The 15079-nt window shown below is 60.8% G+C and carries 18 protein-coding genes and 1 riboswitch; of the genes, 9 read left to right on the top strand and 9 right to left on the bottom strand.

Annotated features, from left to right (window positions below; translation table 11 throughout):
- The first annotated feature begins 8 nt into the window (after nt 1-8).
- Nucleotides 9-1007: a class I SAM-dependent methyltransferase gene (locus tag H096_RS14835; RefSeq protein WP_033899421.1), complete on the top strand. Its 999-nt coding sequence runs from the start codon at nt 9-11 to the stop codon at nt 1005-1007.
- 51 nt (nt 1008-1058) lie between these two features.
- A riboswitch (yybP-ykoY riboswitch) is annotated at nt 1059-1178 on the top strand.
- Nucleotides 1179-1267: 89 nt separating this feature from the next.
- Nucleotides 1268-1852, top strand: coding sequence for a TMEM165/GDT1 family protein (locus H096_RS14830; protein WP_016978300.1), 585 nt, complete (start codon nt 1268-1270; stop codon nt 1850-1852).
- Nucleotides 1853-1895: 43 nt separating this feature from the next.
- Here H096_RS14830 and H096_RS14825 read toward each other — a convergent pair whose 3' ends face one another.
- On the bottom strand, nt 1896-2714 hold the full coding sequence (locus H096_RS14825) for a M48 family metallopeptidase (protein ID WP_033899419.1): 819 nt from the start codon (nt 2712-2714) through the stop codon (nt 1896-1898).
- A gap of 241 nt (nt 2715-2955) precedes the next feature.
- Here H096_RS14825 and H096_RS14820 point away from each other — a divergent pair, with 241 nt between their 5' ends.
- On the top strand, nt 2956-5094 hold the full coding sequence (locus tag H096_RS14820; RefSeq protein WP_033899417.1) for a methyl-accepting chemotaxis protein: 2139 nt from the start codon (nt 2956-2958) through the stop codon (nt 5092-5094).
- On the opposite strand, the gene H096_RS14815 is transcribed toward H096_RS14820, so the two are convergent.
- From H096_RS14815 to H096_RS14805, 3 genes are read right to left on the bottom strand one after another with little or no spacing between them, the layout of a single operon-like run.
- Nucleotides 5091-5711, bottom strand: coding sequence for an SOS response-associated peptidase (locus H096_RS14815; RefSeq protein WP_033899414.1), 621 nt, complete (start codon nt 5709-5711; stop codon nt 5091-5093). The two genes, H096_RS14820 and H096_RS14815, sit on opposite strands and share 4 nt — an antisense overlap.
- A gap of 36 nt (nt 5712-5747) precedes the next feature.
- Nucleotides 5748-6008: a DUF2007 domain-containing protein gene (locus tag H096_RS14810; RefSeq protein ID WP_033899411.1), complete on the bottom strand. Its 261-nt coding sequence runs from the start codon at nt 6006-6008 to the stop codon at nt 5748-5750.
- Nucleotides 6009-6019: 11 nt separating this feature from the next.
- Nucleotides 6020-6202: a CPXCG motif-containing cysteine-rich protein gene (locus tag H096_RS14805; protein ID WP_010213079.1), complete on the bottom strand. Its 183-nt coding sequence runs from the start codon at nt 6200-6202 to the stop codon at nt 6020-6022.
- A 132-nt stretch (nt 6203-6334) separates the two neighbouring features.
- Here H096_RS14805 and H096_RS14800 point away from each other — a divergent pair, with 132 nt between their 5' ends.
- Nucleotides 6335-7498, top strand: coding sequence for a 1-acyl-sn-glycerol-3-phosphate acyltransferase (locus H096_RS14800; protein ID WP_191983006.1), 1164 nt, complete (start codon nt 6335-6337; stop codon nt 7496-7498).
- A gap of 3 nt (nt 7499-7501) precedes the next feature.
- Here H096_RS14800 and H096_RS14795 read toward each other — a convergent pair whose 3' ends face one another.
- On the bottom strand, nt 7502-7759 hold the full coding sequence (locus H096_RS14795; protein WP_033899407.1) for a hypothetical protein: 258 nt from the start codon (nt 7757-7759) through the stop codon (nt 7502-7504).
- 182 nt (nt 7760-7941) lie between these two features.
- Between H096_RS14795 and H096_RS14790 the strand changes: the two genes are divergently transcribed.
- Nucleotides 7942-8151, top strand: coding sequence for a hypothetical protein (locus tag H096_RS14790; protein WP_033899405.1), 210 nt, complete (start codon nt 7942-7944; stop codon nt 8149-8151).
- A gap of 57 nt (nt 8152-8208) precedes the next feature.
- Here the strand turns inward: H096_RS14790 and H096_RS14785 are convergent, their stop codons facing one another.
- Nucleotides 8209-8796 (bottom strand): YajG family lipoprotein, encoded by a 588-nt coding sequence (locus H096_RS14785; protein WP_033899402.1) that lies wholly within the window; start codon nt 8794-8796, stop codon nt 8209-8211.
- 194 nt (nt 8797-8990) lie between these two features.
- Between H096_RS14785 and H096_RS14780 the strand changes: the two genes are divergently transcribed.
- Nucleotides 8991-9224 carry a hypothetical protein gene (locus H096_RS14780; protein ID WP_033899399.1) on the top strand — a complete coding sequence of 78 codons (234 nt, stop codon included), beginning with the start codon at nt 8991-8993 and terminating at the stop codon, nt 9222-9224.
- Nucleotides 9225-9942: 718 nt separating this feature from the next.
- Nucleotides 9943-11451 carry a malate dehydrogenase (quinone) gene (gene mqo, locus H096_RS14775; protein WP_033899397.1) on the top strand — a complete coding sequence of 503 codons (1509 nt, stop codon included), beginning with the start codon at nt 9943-9945 and terminating at the stop codon, nt 11449-11451.
- Nucleotides 11452-11514: 63 nt separating this feature from the next.
- On the opposite strand, the gene H096_RS14770 is transcribed toward mqo, so the two are convergent.
- The 3 genes from H096_RS14770 to H096_RS14760 form a co-directional block, all read right to left on the bottom strand.
- Nucleotides 11515-11802 carry a PA4642 family protein gene (locus H096_RS14770; protein WP_033899396.1) on the bottom strand — a complete coding sequence of 96 codons (288 nt, stop codon included), beginning with the start codon at nt 11800-11802 and terminating at the stop codon, nt 11515-11517.
- Between the two features lie 74 nt (nt 11803-11876).
- The gene (locus H096_RS14765; RefSeq protein WP_033899591.1) at nt 11877-12362 is read right to left on the bottom strand and encodes a hypothetical protein; all 486 of its coding nucleotides are present in this window, start codon (nt 12360-12362) and stop codon (nt 11877-11879) included.
- 60 nt (nt 12363-12422) lie between these two features.
- Entirely contained in the window at nt 12423-12980 is a 558-nt protein-coding gene (locus tag H096_RS14760) for a hypoxanthine-guanine phosphoribosyltransferase (protein ID WP_033899394.1), read from the bottom strand.
- A 164-nt stretch (nt 12981-13144) separates the two neighbouring features.
- Between H096_RS14760 and upp the strand changes: the two genes are divergently transcribed.
- Nucleotides 13145-13783, top strand: coding sequence for a uracil phosphoribosyltransferase (gene upp, locus H096_RS14755; protein WP_010213094.1), 639 nt, complete (start codon nt 13145-13147; stop codon nt 13781-13783).
- Between the two features lie 2 nt (nt 13784-13785).
- Complete coding sequence (locus H096_RS14750) at nt 13786-15060, top strand: uracil-xanthine permease family protein (RefSeq protein ID WP_016976596.1); 1275 nt, start codon at nt 13786-13788, stop codon at nt 15058-15060.
- The last annotated feature ends 19 nt before the right edge of the window (nt 15061-15079 follow it).

Raw genomic sequence — 15079 nt, 5'->3', positions numbered from 1 at the left:
AGCAGACCATGGATCCGCGCAGTGAAGTACTGCTTCGTCAGGCCGAACTTTTTCAAGGCAACCTGCTGCTGGTGGGGTTGCCTGCCGACGACCTGCTGGGTCGCCTGCCCAACGCCCACGGCTGGTGCTGGCATGCCGGCGATCAGGCGGCACTCGACGCTCGTTTCCCCGAGCGCAGCCAGTTTGGCGTGAACGTGCCGGAGCGGGCGTTTGATGTGGCGGTGATCTTCCTGCCCAAGTCCAAGGACCTCACCGACTACCTGCTCAACGCCGTGGCCTCGCGTTTGCCCGGCGCCGAGGTGTTTTTGGTCGGCGAGAAGAAAGCCGGGATCGAAAGCGCCGCCAAGCAGCTGATCCCCTTCGGCAAACCGCGCAAGCTCGACAGCGCACGGCATTGCCAACTGTGGCAGATCACCGTGGCCAACGCCCCGCAGGCGGTCGAGCTGGAGAGCCTCGCGCAGGTCTTCGACGTGCCGCTGGCCGAGGGCCCGCTCAAAGTGGTGAGCCTGCCAGGCGTGTTCAGCCACGGGCGTCTGGATCGTGGTACCGAGCTGTTGCTGGAACATCTGGACAAACTGCCAAGCGGCCATCTGCTGGACTTCGGTTGTGGCGCCGGCGTGCTGGGGGCTGCGGTCAAACGTCGCTACCCGCACAACACGGTGACAATGCTCGACGTGGATGCCTTCGCCGCCGCCAGCAGTCGCTTGACCCTGGCTGCCAATGGTCTGGAAGCCGACGTGCTGACCGGTGACGGCATCGACGCGGCACCCATGGGTTTGAACGCGATTTTGAGCAATCCACCGTTCCATGTCGGTGTGCACACCGATTATTTCGCCACTGAGAATCTGCTGCGAAAAGCGGCGAAACACCTGGCAAAAGGTGGCGAACTTCGCCTGGTCGCCAACAGCTTCCTGAAGTACCAACCGTTGATCGAAGAGCACCTGGGCGTGTGCGCGATCAAGGCCGAGGGCAATGGTTTTCGCATCTATCGCGCCAAGCGCGGCTGACGGGCGTTTGAAAAAGAAGGCTTGCCGAATGGATTTTGCCTAGGCAGAATCCGCTCCGTCCTAGGGGAGTAGTCTCCCACGAGCGCCACGCTCGTCCGGCATACGTCAACATACTTGGTCAGCAGACCATGGCGTATGCGACCCAGGAGTCCGCACAGACGGACCGGGGTTTGACAAGACCTATGACACGCACACCTTACCCGGGGCGGGAAGGCTGTACGTGTCATAGCCGTGTCGACCCGCCCCTGGAAACCTACCTGATGCTGGATTCACTACTCGTTCCTACCGCAATCGTTGCCTTGGCCGAAATCGGCGACAAGACGCAACTGCTCGCGCTCATCCTGGCCGCACGCTTTCGCAAACCCTGGCCGATCATCGCCGGCATCGTCGCCGCGACCCTGGCCAACCATGCGGCCGCCGGTGCCGTGGGCGCCTGGTTCGGCAGTTTCTTCTCGGATGCGGTGTTGCACTGGATCCTCGCGGCGAGCTTCTGCGCCACAGCCTTGTGGACCCTGGTGCCCGACAAACTCGACGATGACGAAGCCAGTACCACGCGCAAATTCGGTCCGTTCCTGACCACGCTGATCGCGTTCTTCCTCGCGGAAATCGGTGACAAGACGCAAATCGCTACGGTGATGCTGGCGGCGCAGTACCCGGAGTTGTGGCTGGTGATTATCGGGACGACCCTGGGCATGCTGATTGCCAACGTGCCGGTGGTCTTGGCGGGGAATTTTGCGGCGGAGAAACTGCCGTTGACGCTGATTCGTCGACTGGCGGCGTCGGCGTTCTTCATCCTGGCGATTGTGGCGGTTTACAAGGCCATGCAGAGCAGCGGTTGGATCTAAACCGATGAGGGTTCCCATGCCCGGCATGGGAACCCTCAACCCTTCAGGACTTTTTGGCCTGCTGGTACAGCGGCATCACCTTCGGAATCGCCGCCTGCAACGAGGCTATTCGGCTGTCAGAAGCCGGGTGGGTACTCATGAACTCCGGCGGCGCACCTTCCGAGGCTTTAGCCATTTTGTTCCACAAGGTGATGGCAGCGTTAGGGTTGTAGCCGGCACGGGCCGACAGTTCCAGGCCGATCAGGTCCGCTTCGTTTTCATTGCTGCGGCTGTTGGGCAAGGTCATGCCGTAGTTGGCCACGGTATCGGCCAATGCCAGGCTGTCCTGGCCGAGGCCGAACAAGGCACCGGCGCCCTGCTTGGCCATCTCGATGCCGTAGGCCTTGGACATGGCTTCACGGCCGTGTTCACGCAAGGCGTGGGCGATTTCATGGCCCATCACGGCAGCCAGTTCGTCATCGGTGAGCTTGAGGTTGTCGATCAAGGCGCTGTACACGAAGATCTTGCCGCCAGGCCCGCAGTTGGCGTTCATCTCGTCGCTCTTGATCAGGTTCACTTCCCACTTCCATTGCGCGGCATCCGCACGGAAGGTCGGCGCCTGGGCGATCAAGCGGTTGGCGATGGCCTGCACGCGCTTGGCGTTGGCACTGGTCTTGTCCACCTGGCCTTTGCTATTGGCTTCGCCCAACGTCTGCTGGTACGACTGGGCATACATCTGGTCGACTTCCTGGCTCGACAGCATGCTGAACATGTACTGCTTGCGCTCAACCCCAACGGCGCCGCCGCTGGTGGTGTTGACCGACTGACACCCGACCAGCAGCATCGCTGCAACCAGGCCGCTAACTGCCAATGACTTCTTCATGAACCTCTCCCTGAAAACACGCCCTTAAAACATGGCGCGTATCGTAGGCGCTCGTTTGTATCGACGCCAGATACACCAGACGTGTAACCGCTGATTTTCAGATACATCCCACCGCACCCACAACGGCGGCGGGCATTCCATTTGCGACACTCCAAACATTTTTGTAGGACAAGCCCTAATGCCCTGCGCGCCCGTGGCCGATACAAAAAGGCGGATTCTCTCCCCTGCGCCCGGAGCCTTCATGAAATTCAAGTCGATCCAATTTTCCGTCGCGGCACTGGCCGGGGCGATTGTCCTGAGCGTGGTCGCGGTGCTGGTGCTGTACGCCTTGTTTGCCGGAGCGCGGACCCAAGAGATGGTGCAGGATCGCACCCAGGTGCAGTTTGAACAGATCATCGAGCAACGCCTGACCGCCCTGGCCCAGACCCAGGCCACCCTGATCCAGCGCGAACTCGAAGCACCGCTGGTGACCGCCAAGAGCCTGGCCACCGCCAACGCCCTGCTCGGCATGAAAGACGCCAAGGGCGAGCCGGCCCTGCAAGTCGGCCGAGAGCAATTGATCAACCTGCTGCATGAAACCGTGGTGCGCAACCCGAAGATCCTCGGCGCCTACATTGGCTGGGAGCCCAATGCGATCGATCACAACGACGCAGCCTATGTGAACCGCCCCATTGTCGGCATGGCCGCCGACGGCCGCTTCCTGCCGTGGTGGTATCGCAACGCCGATGGCAGCCTGGGCCTGGACAAGCTTGCCGACGTCAACGACCAAAACATCCTCTCCACCGGCGTACGCGCCAGTGAGTACTACCTGTGCTCCAAGGAAAACAAAAAGGCCTGCGCCATTGACCCCGCCCCTTATAAGGTGGGCAATGCGATGGTGATGCTGGCTTCGTTCATCGAGCCGATCATGATCGACGGGACGTTCCAAGGCATCGTCGGTGCCGACTTGTCGGTGAACTTCATCCAGGACATGCTCACCAGCGCCGATCAAAAGCTCTACAACGGCGCGGGTGAACTGGCGCTGATCTCCAGCAACGGCCGCCTGGTGGCCTATACCAAAGACGCCAGTAAACTCGGCGAAAAAGCCAGCGACCTGCTCGACAGCAACGAACTGGCGAACCTAGGCCAACTGAAAGTCGGCGAAGTGCGCTACGACATCGACAAGGAACACGGGCACATCGAGCTGTTCCTGCCGTTCAATATCGGCCAGGCCGACGCGCGCTGGACGCTGATGCTGCAACTACCGCTCAGCGCCGTGATGGCTGATTCGCAGAAGCTGCAAAGCGACCTGGAAGCCCAGCGCAAGACCGACATTTTCGGCATGACCATCGCCGGTCTGTTGATCGCCGGTATCGGCCTGTTGGTGATCTGGCTGGTCGGCCACGGCATTGCCCGTCCGCTCAAGCAAATGGTCGCCATGCTCAATGACATCGCCCAAGGCGAAGGTGACCTGACACGTCGCCTGACCAGTGACCGTGCCGATGAACTCGGTGCGATTGCCACCGGCTTCAACACCTTTTTGATCAAGCTGCAGGGCATGATCACCCAGGTGGTGAGTTCGGTGCAGAAGGTCAGCGATTCCTCGGAACACACCGCCGACATCGCGATCCGTACCAATCAGGGCGTGCATAAGCAGATGGTGGAAATCGATCAAGTCGCCACCGCTGTGCATGAAATGACCGCCACTGCGCAAGACGTTGCACGCAACGCCACCCAGGCCGCCCAAGCTGCCAGCCATGCCGACCAGGCCGCGAGCCAAGGCATGCGCATCGTGCGCGATACCTCCACCTCCATCGGCGCGCTGGCCGAGGAAATCGGCAAAGCGGTGAGCGTGGTGCAAACCCTGGCCAAGGACAGCGAGAACATCAACGCCATCCTCACCGCGATTCGCGGGATTGCCGAACAGACCAACCTGCTGGCGCTCAACGCCGCCATCGAAGCAGCACGGGCCGGTGAGCAAGGTCGTGGATTTGCGGTGGTCGCCGACGAAGTGCGCAACCTGGCGCAGAAGACCCAAAAAGCCACCGAAGAAATCCAGACCATGATCCAGCAGTTGCAACAAGGCACGCGGGACGTGGTGCGGGTGATGGAGGACAGCCAGAACCGCACCGATGAAAGCGTGCAACACGCAGCCAAGGCGGCCGAAGCGCTGGAGACGATCACCCAGGCCGTCTCGGTGATCAACGACATGAACACCCAGATCGCCAGTGCCGCCGAGGAACAGAGCGCGGTGGCCGAGGACATTAACCGTAACGTGATCAATATCGGCCAGGTGGCCAATGAAGTGGCGGGCGGCGCGGATGAGTCCAGCGCGGCCAGTGCGGACTTGACCAAGCTGGCGGAGCAGCAGCGCCGGCTGATCAATCAGTTCAAGGTCTAAGCCGGGGTCAGGCACTCCGGCCCATTGAGCTTGGGATCGTTGACCATGTTGGCCAGCACCCGTTCGCGCAACGCGACGGGTTCACTGGCCAGCAGGCCTTGCAATACATGCAACGGCGTCTCGGGATCGAGCCAGGCTGCCTGCCCGGCGTCATCCAGAATCAGCGGGCGACGCTGGGCCTGCGCGGCCTGGGTCACCACCGCCGTACTCAGCCACACCTGTTCCTGCACCGGATACGCTTCCCAGATCGCGGCAAAAAACAACGTGGAGCCCTCCCCCGGCGTCAGCCAGTACGGACGTTTGCGCTGGGTGCCGCGCCATTCGTAGAACCCATTGGCGGGCAGCAGGCAACGGCGCTGGCGGAATGCTTCGCGGAACATCGGTTGTTCGGCCAGGGTTTCGGCGCGGGCATGGGCGGGCGTGCGGGAAAGATCGGTCAACCACGGCGGCGTGAGGCCCCAGCGGGCGCGGGCCAGGGTGCGCTGACCGTCGGTGACGCGCTGGATCAGCACCGAATCATTCGGGGAAATATTCCACTGGGCCTGCTGGTCGGCCGGGAAGCCCGGCAAGGCAGCAAAGGCGGGGTTCCAGCGAAACAGGGCATAACGTCCACACATGGGGCAACACGACTCTTGGGTAAACCGACCGACAGCCTAACAGACCAGCACATCGGGGAAGCTGTCGGGTTCATCACCGGGCAGCGGTTGTGCGCCGATATAGGCAGTAATCAGCTCGCGGGCGTCCATGGCGCGGTCGTTGTCCACCTCCAGGCCCAGCAGGCCGAAAATAGGCAATTCGCCGGTGCCGCCGAGCAAATGACGGCCCACCAGATGCGCCTCGATGCCTTCGCTGGCGAGCATCTGTTGCAGCAACTCGCCTTCCATCAGGTTTTCCGGTTCGTAGATTCGCTGCATGGGTGTATCCGTTATTCGTTTTCGCTTCGGGTTTCGAGCATCCACTCTTCCCCATGTACCTGCAGATCGAAAATGATCGGCCGGCAACAGACCTGGCAGTCTTCTATATAGGTCTGGTCACCACCGGACAAATCCACAGTTGTCTCGACCACTTCACCGCAATAAGGACAATCGTACGTCGCGTTTTCCAGCATCGCAGCCTCCAAGGTGACTTGTGCGTATAATCGCCGGTCTATTGACAGGGCTATTTTCGGCTGAGGCCATTCCTCAGTCCGCCCCCTGGTATTCCCTTTACTTACCCTAGCCGTTTCTAACAAGAGAGCATGATGGGCGAATTCGATACCATCCGACCTTACAACGACAGCGAAGTCCCGGCAGTGCTGGCACGTCTGTTCAGTGACAAGGCCTTTCTGGACATCCTGACCCACTTCCGCTTCCCGCGCTTTGCCGGCGCCCTGGGCTGGCTGCTCAAGCCGATGATCGCCCGCAAACTGCGCCGCGAGTTCGCTGGCGTCACCACCGTGGCCACGCTGCAGGACAAAGTCGAGTACTACGTCGACCACACCATTGATCGGGCGACCGACGGCGTGACCTACACGGGCGTCGAGCAGCTCAAGTCCGGCACGGCTTACCTGTTCCTGGCCAACCATCGCGATATCGTGATGGACCCGGCCTTCGTCAACTATGCCGTGTACCATGCCGGCCTGCCGACACCGCGTATCGCCATCGGCGACAACCTGTTGCAAAAGCCGTTTGTCAGCGACCTGATGCGCCTGAACAAGAGCTTCATCGTGCACCGCTCGATCACCGGGCGCAAAGAGAAGATGGCGGCGTATCAGCTGCTGTCGGCGTACATCAACCATTCAATCCGCAACGACGGTGCGTCGATCTGGATCGCCCAGGCCGAAGGGCGCGCCAAGGATGGGGATGATCGCACCGAGTCGGCGATCCTCAAGATGTTCCACGTCAGCCGCAAGGATGAGCCGTTTGCCGAGGTGATCCAGTCGCTGAACCTGACGCCGGTGTCCATCAGCTACGAATACGACCCGTGCGATTCAGCCAAGGCCCGCGAACTGTACATCCGCGCCACCACCGGCACCTACAGCAAGGCGCCGGGCGAGGATGACGTGAGCATTGCCCTGGGCATCACCGGCTACAAAGGTCGGGTGCACGTGAACTTTGCACCGCCGATCACTGAGCGCTTCGAAGACACCAAGCTGCTGGCCGCAGAGATGGACCGGCAGATTCTCGGCGGTTATCGCCTGTTCCCGGTGCATTACCTGGCCTACGCCCAGTGGAGCGATGCCGACCCGCAATTGCAGGTGCCGACCGCCGCCGAAGTGTTCCCGGCGGACGAACTGGCCAAGGCCAAGGCGGAGTGGGAGCGACGCTTGAGCGAATGCCCGGCCGAGCACCGACCCTTCCTGGTGGTGCAATATGCAACGCCGGTGCGCAATCAGTATCGGGTCAAGGCCGGGATTGCCCTGTAAGGCTTAGAGACGGGTGCTGAGCCAGGAGATGGCCAGCGCCAGCCCAAGGCAGGCAAACCCGGTGCGGTAAGCCAGACGATGCGCCCGTTCGGTGCGCACATCCAGAAACAACATCGGTTGGTCGATCGCACGGTCTTCACCTTGCGCGGTCAGGTCGGCCAGTGCGCGCTGTTCGCGCAGGCGAGTAAGGAACAGCAGCGCAGCGCCCGGACAGGCCACTGCTAACGCAACAACATTGGTCAATAATGCGGGCAGCGCCATCGCAAACCTCGGTAAAACAGTGTTTTGGTATCGGTTCAGATACAAACCTGAACGATAGTGGCCTCCGGCGCCGTAAATGCTCCCTCCCCCATTGACGGGTAATGTATCCAGTAATTTACGCCGTCACCTGAACGTCACCTTAACAAGCCACTCTGTTGCCCTTCGACGCTTAGGAGCTTGTCATGCTGCACGCGCAAAACCAGGATCGGCTGTACCTGATCGCCCAAAGTGATGAGCAAGAAGCACTGGTCGGCGGCCTCGCCTTCAACGTCCAGGACCGCCACTGGCTGGTGTATTGCGCCCTCGGCGGACACCAGCATGCGGACCTGCCGGAGACCGATCTACTCACAGGGGTGAGCCTGCTGGATTTCTGTATCGACAGCGCCGCATGAAACTGGAGACGAAAAAAAGCCGGGCTCATCACTGAGCCCGGCTTTTTGCTGGATCGCTTATTGCGAGCTGAGCAACGAACCGATGCTTGGATCCTTGAACAGTCGGGTCAGGGCATCACTGAGGACGTCGCTGACCAGCTTGGTGTTGGTTTCCTGGTTCGGCGACATGCCGAAGCGCTGGTTCAGCGACGCACCGTAGCGACCGCTGTAGCGGCGGGTGCCGGCGCTGACGTCGGACTTGAAGGTCGCGCTGATGGACGCTTCGGTCACGTACAGGCCGTCTTTAGGCGACTGATACTTCAGTTCAGCCAGGGTGATGGTCAGCTGCGGCGCACCCGGTGCGTTGGGGCTAGGGGTGAAACCCAGCAGTCGCACAGCGGCTTCAGCCTGGGCCTGCAGCTTGGGCAGCACGTCCTGGGCATTCACCGAGACCAGGGCGGTTTCCGGGTACAGGCCACCGCGCGAGCCGAGGGTCGGCGACGGACGACCATCCACCACCCGCACCGACACCGGCTGGCCGTGGCCCACTGGGGCCAGCTGCGTGGTGATTTTCGGCTCAGGGGTCAGTTGTTGCGGGCTGTTGGCGCAGCCAACCAGCGTCAAACTGGTCACAGTGATCAAACCGAACAACAGGCGTTGCAACATGCGCTTCTCTCCAGAAATCAGGATCCGACAGGCCGGCAGTATAGCGGGGCGCCACTGCGGGGAACTAGCATCAGTTACAACCTGAGACCGGTTGGCTGGGCGGCGGTTCGATGTCACCGATATGTCACACCCGTTACATGGGCTCGTCATCCCGGCCAGGCATGCTGGGTCCCAATCTCAGGAGGTTGATCCCCATGCATTTTCTCTGGTCATTGTTTACGCGCAAGCCCGCCCTTCGTCAGTTCGCCCTGCTCGATGTGCAAGGTCGTTGCCAGGCCTTCAAAGAGTGCAGCCAGCCGCCTGTTGGCGACGGTTGGGTAGAAATCGATGAAATCCGCCTGAGCTGGATGCACCACCCGCTGCCGGCCCGTGCCCGCGTCAGCCCACGTCCTGCGCGGTCGCCCCGGCATCAGCCGTTGGCCGCCTGACCGAACGCCTAATAAAAGTCATAAAACACGCCCATTTCCCTGGCGTTCTTCGCTACAATCTCCCCCCGATTATAAGGACGTCTCCTGATCGGGCCTCGCAGCATCGTTAATGCCTCGGCACTAACCCCCCAATCGCCCACAGAGAGCCGCCCACACAGATCGAGTGAAGCTGGCGCGCTTGCTGTTTTCTTTGCAAACCACCCGCCTTTACCGAATCTGCCAGAGCTGCCATTGCGCTCGGCCACTTGAGTTGTTTGCCCGTTTTGCCGCGTGTCGGCTAGGGGCCAGGTGCCAGGCTGGGGCAGCCCTTTTTTGAGGTTCACGTCTTCAAAAGAGCGTGAAAAAACGGGTTTTCACAACTTCACAAGAGTGTGGCGAGCAAATGAATAGTTTGGCGTTTGTACAAGCACCATCAGCGTCTGGAACAGCCCAACCACACAGGACCGAGCACGCCTTAAAAACCGGAGCTTGAGCCTGTCCGCTACGGATTGGTTGCATGAATCGCACGCTTTGACCATAAGTCGAATTGCCACAGGCGCCCATGAATGCGTTCATAGGCAGATTAGCTCGGCAGGAAGCGTGCGCTGAACATGCAAAGAATTGCGAATCGGACATGGCGATCCTGGCCATGGGTAACCTGGGGCAACACGTGAACCGCCCCGTCACTCCTGGCAGCCATGCCGTCAATTTGGTGCTGCAGATTTTGGAGACGCGTTAAATGGCGCATAACGAAGCAGTCGACGTAGTACTGGTAGGGGCCGGCATCATGAGTGCCACCCTGGCCGTACTGCTCAAAGAGCTCGACCCCGGCCTCAAGCTGGAAGTCGTTGAGCTGATGGATTCGGGTGCCGCGGAAAGTTCCAACCCGTGGAACAACGCCGGGACCGGCCACGCCGGGCTGTGTGAGCTGAACTACACGCCGCAGGCCGCCGATGGCTCCATCGACATCAAGAAAGCCGTGCACATCAACACCCAGTTCGAGGTGTCGAAGCAGTTCTGGGCGTACCTGACCAAAAAGGGCACCTTTGGCTCGTCCAAGTCCTTTATCAGCCCGGTGCCGCACCTGAGCTTCGTGCAGGGCGAAAAAGGCGTGGACTTCCTCAAGAAGCGCTTTGAATCCCTCAGCCAGCACCACGCGTTTTCGGACATGCACTACACCGAAGACCGTAGCGAAATGGCCGAGTGGATGCCGCTGATGATGCCGGGCCGCCCGCTCGACGAAAAAATCGCGGCCACCCGCGTGATGAACGGCACCGACGTCAACTTCGGCGCGCTGACCAACCAACTGCTCAGCCACTTGACCAGCTCGCCCGACGCCCAGGTCAAGTACTGCAAGCGCGTCACCGGCCTCAAGCGCAACGGCGCGGGCTGGACCGTGAGCATCAAGGACGTCAACAGCGGCAACAGCCGTGAAGTGGACGCCAAGTTCGTGTTCCTCGGCGCCGGCGGCGCGGCCCTGCCGCTGCTGCAGGCCTCGGGCATCGAAGAAAGCAAAGGTTTTGGCGGCTTCCCGGTCAGCGGCCAGTGGCTGCGTTGCGACAACCCGGACGTGGTCAAGCACCACCAGGCCAAGGTCTACAGCCAGGCTGCCGTGGGCTCGCCACCGATGTCCGTGCCGCACCTGGACACCCGCGTGGTGGATGGCAAGAAGTCCCTGCTGTTCGGGCCATACGCCGGTTTCACCACCAAGTTCCTCAAGCACGGCTCGTTCCTCGACCTGCCGATGTCGATTCGCGCCGGCAACATCGGCCCGATGCTCGCCGTGGCCCGCGACAACATGGACCTGACCAAGTACCTAGTCAGCGAGGTACGCCAGTCCATGGAACAGCGCCTGGAATCCCTGCGTCGTTTCTACCCGGAGGCAAAAGCCGAAGACTGGCGCCTGGAAGTGGCCGGCCAACGGGTGCAGATCATCAAGAAAGACCCGAAAAAAGGCGGCGTGCTGCAATTCGGCACTGAGCTGGTCGCGGCCAAAGATGGCTCGCTGGCTGCACTGCTGGGCGCGTCCCCGGGTGCCTCGGTGACCGTTTCGATCATGCTGGAATTGATCGAGAAGTGCTTTCCAGGCAAAGCGGCGGGTGAATGGGCCGCCAAGCTGCAGGAAATTTTCCCGGCACGGGAAAAGGTCCTGGAGACGGACGCCGAGCTGTATCGCAAGATCAACGCGCAGAACAACATCAGCCTGGAGCTGGTTGAACCTGCCGCCGAGACCGAAAGCTACGCTTGAGGCACCATGAAAAACGCCCCGCTCTCAACCTGAGAACGGGGCGTTTTTTTATGTCTTGGATAATCAGCCGCGAGCGTTTTCGATCAGTTCGATGTACTCGTCCGCGTTGCGCTGGTCCTTGATCAGGTCGACGAAGGTCTCGCCATGCTCATCCTTGCCGTCGAGGTCCAGGCCCGCTTCCTTGAAAAAGCCCAGGAACCGCTCGAAATCGTCGATACGCAGGCCACGGTAGGCCTTGATCAGTTTGTGCAGGGACGGGGAAGCCGCGTCGACCGGCTCGAAGTCCAGGAACAACTTGATCTGATCGTCGCCGATCTCGTCACCAATCACCTGTTTCTTATCTTTACGCATTACCGACTCCAGCCTGCAGACATTTACACGGGGTTTGAAGTCTACCTGCGGGGCGCGGGCTTGTGTAGGCGGGGCTACCTGGCCTTTACAGCACCCGTGTGCAGATCCGCCCAGATATGCCCGTTGGCATAACTGAGAAACTGCACATACACGGCGTCATTGCGTAGCAGGTCGACAATCACGCGGTATTGAGCAACCGGGTAGGACAGTGTCAGGGTTTTGCTCTTGTCATCGTAGGCCGGTTTTTTCAGGCTTTTGCTTTCGGCGTCGAAATTGAGCACCACTTGGGCGATAGACGCGCCTTTGTTCAGGGACTTGCCCTTGAGGCGGATCATCAGCGGCGAGGTCACCGGGATCGGCTGCTGGCTGGACTGGCGCTGGTTGCCGACTACCACCGCATACTCGGTGACTTGCAGCAGTTGTTGCTGATCGGGCGTTTCGGCACGCAGGGCCAGATCGTCCGACGGCAGGAATTGGCTGTGCATCGGTGCCGGCGCGGCGGCCAGAGGCAAACTGAGGGTCAGCGCCAGGGCGGCGCAGGTGCGTATCAACAGGCTCATGAAAGGCTCCAGGCGCAGGGCCAGGCACTCTAGCATGCCGCCCCTGCACCTCAAGCACGTTTACATGCCTTTGACGGCGTAGATACCGTTGGCGTTGCGCCAGTAGCCCTTGTAATCCATGCCGTAACCGAAGATATAGCGGTCGATGCACGGCAGGCCGACGTAATCGGCCTTCAGGTCTGGGCGGGCTTTGCGGTTGTGGTCTTTGTCAATCAGCACGGCGGTGTGCACGTTGCGCGCGCCGGCGTGTTTGCAGAAGTCGATGATCGCGCCCAGGGTATGGCCCTCATCGAGAATGTCGTCGATGATCAGCACGTCGCGGTCGATAAACGAAACTTCCGGCTTGGCTTTCCAGAACAGGTCGCCGCCGCTGGTTTCGTTGCGATAACGGGTGGCGTGCAGGTAGGAGGCTTCCAGCGGGAATTGCAGGTGAGTCAGCAATTTGCCGGCGAAGATCAGGCCACCGTTCATCACGCAGAAGACCACCGGGTTGGTGTCGGCCATTTCGCGGGTGATGTGCGCGCCGACCTTGGCGATCGCCTCTTCGACTTGCGCTTCGGTGTACAGGCAGTCAGCCTCGCGCATGATTTGACGGATATGCTCGAGATCAGCGGACATGGCGCTCTCCAAGGGGGTGCTGTGGCAAGAAAAGCGGGCGAAGGTACGCTTCTCGTGCGCTCCGAGCAAGCCTTAATGGACTAACGTACTAGATGTCTATAGGACAACACCCTCGGATAGATTAATCTAGGCCGGTTTTTTTGCCCGCCGCCGGAGCCTTTCCCATGCCCACTCGCGAGATCCGCCACCCGCTGATCCGACACAAGCTCGGCCTTATGCGCCGCGCCGACATTAGCACGAAGAACTTCCGTGAGCTTGCTCAGGAAGTCGGAGCGTTGCTCACTTACGAAGCCACCAAGGATTTGCCCCTGGAAACCTACGAGATCCCCGGTTGGGCCGGTCCCGTCCAGGTGGAGAAAATCGCTGGTAAGAAAATCACCGTGGTCCCGATCCTGCGCGCCGGTATCGGCATGCTCGAAGGCGTTCTCAGCCTGATCCCGGGCGCCAAGGTCAGCGCCGTGGGCGTAGCCCGCAATGAAGAGACGCTGGAGGCCCACACCTACCTGGAAAAACTCGTTCCGGAAATCAACGAGCGCCTGGCGATGATCATCGACCCGATGCTGGCCACCGGCAGTTCCATGGTTGCCACCATCGACCTGCTGAAAAAAGCCGGTTGCCGGGACATCCGCGCCATGGTTCTCGTCGCTGCGCCCGAAGGCATTGCGGCCGTCGAGAAGGCCCACCCGGACGTGCAGATCTACACCGCATCCATCGACGAGCGCCTGAACGAACACGGCTACATCATCCCAGGCCTGGGCGATGCCGGTGACAAGATCTTCGGCACCAAGCAGAAGGACGCGTGAGCATGCAGGATGAATTCAACGACCCGCTTTGGCGCCAGATCCTGTCTGGCGCACAAATGCTCTTCGTGGCATTTGGCGCGCTGGTGTTGATGCCGCTGATCACAGGTCTTGATCCAAACGTCGCACTGTTCACCGCGGGCCTGGGCACGTTGCTGTTCCAGGTGGTGACAGGGCGGCAGGTGCCGGTATTCCTGGCGTCGAGCTTTGCGTTTATCACACCGATCATTCTCGCCAAGGGCCAATTCGGCCTCGCGGCGACCATGGGCGGCGTGATGGCGGCCGGTTTCGTTTATACCTTCCTGGGTCTGGCGGTGAAGGTCAAAGGCACCGGTTTCATTGACCGGCTGCTGCCGCCCGTGGTGATCGGGCCGGTGATTATTTCCATCGGCCTGGCCATGGCGCCCATCGCCGCCAATATGGCGATGGGTAAAGCCGGCGATGGTGCCGAGCTGATTCACTACCAGACGGCAATGATGATCTCGATGCCAGCGCTGCTGACCACGTTGATCGTGGCGGTGTTCGGCAAAGGTATTTTCCGCCTGGTGCCGATCATCTCCGGCGTGCTGGTGGGTTTTGCCATGTCGTTCTACTTTGGCGTGGTCGACACGGCGAAGATCGCCGCCGCACCATGGTTCGCCCTGCCCCACTTCACCGCGCCGGAATTCAACTGGCAGGCGATCCTGTTCATCGTCCCGGTGGCCCTGGCCCCGGCAATCGAGCATATCGGTGGTGTGATTGCGGTCGGCAGCGTGACCGGTCGCGACTACCTGAAGAAGCCCGGCCTGCATCGCACCCTGCTGGGCGACGGTATTGCCACCACGGCCGCCGGCCTGTTTGGTGGCCCGCCTAACACGACCTACGCGGAAGTGACTGGCGCGGTGATGCTGACCAAGAACTACAACCCGAAAATCATGACCTGGGCGGCGGTGTTTGCCATCAGCCTGGCGTTCATCGGCAAGTTCGGCGCACTGCTGCAGAGCATCCCCGTGCCGGTGATGGGCGGGATACTGTGCCTGCTGTTCGGTTCGATCGCGGCGGTGGGCATGAACACGCTGATCCGCCACAAGATCGACCTGGGTGAAGCGCGCAACCTGGTGATCGTGTCGGTGACATTGGTATTCGGGATTGGCGGTGTGCTGGTCGGCACCGGCACCGGCCCGGATGATTTCGGCCTCAAGGGCATCGCCCTGTGTGCGGTGGTAGCGATTGGCTTGAACCTGCTGCTGCCGGGCAATGATGGTTGGAAGAACAAGAAGCCGGATGAGCCGTTGATCTGACGGTTGAACCAATAAAAAT

The organism is Pseudomonas sp. FH1 (assembly GCF_000510895.2).
GTDB classification, from domain to species: Bacteria; Pseudomonadota; Gammaproteobacteria; order Pseudomonadales; family Pseudomonadaceae; genus Aquipseudomonas; species Aquipseudomonas azotoformans_A.
The sequence above is the reverse complement of the archived record's forward strand: the minus strand, read 5'-3'. Positions and strand labels throughout refer to the sequence as shown.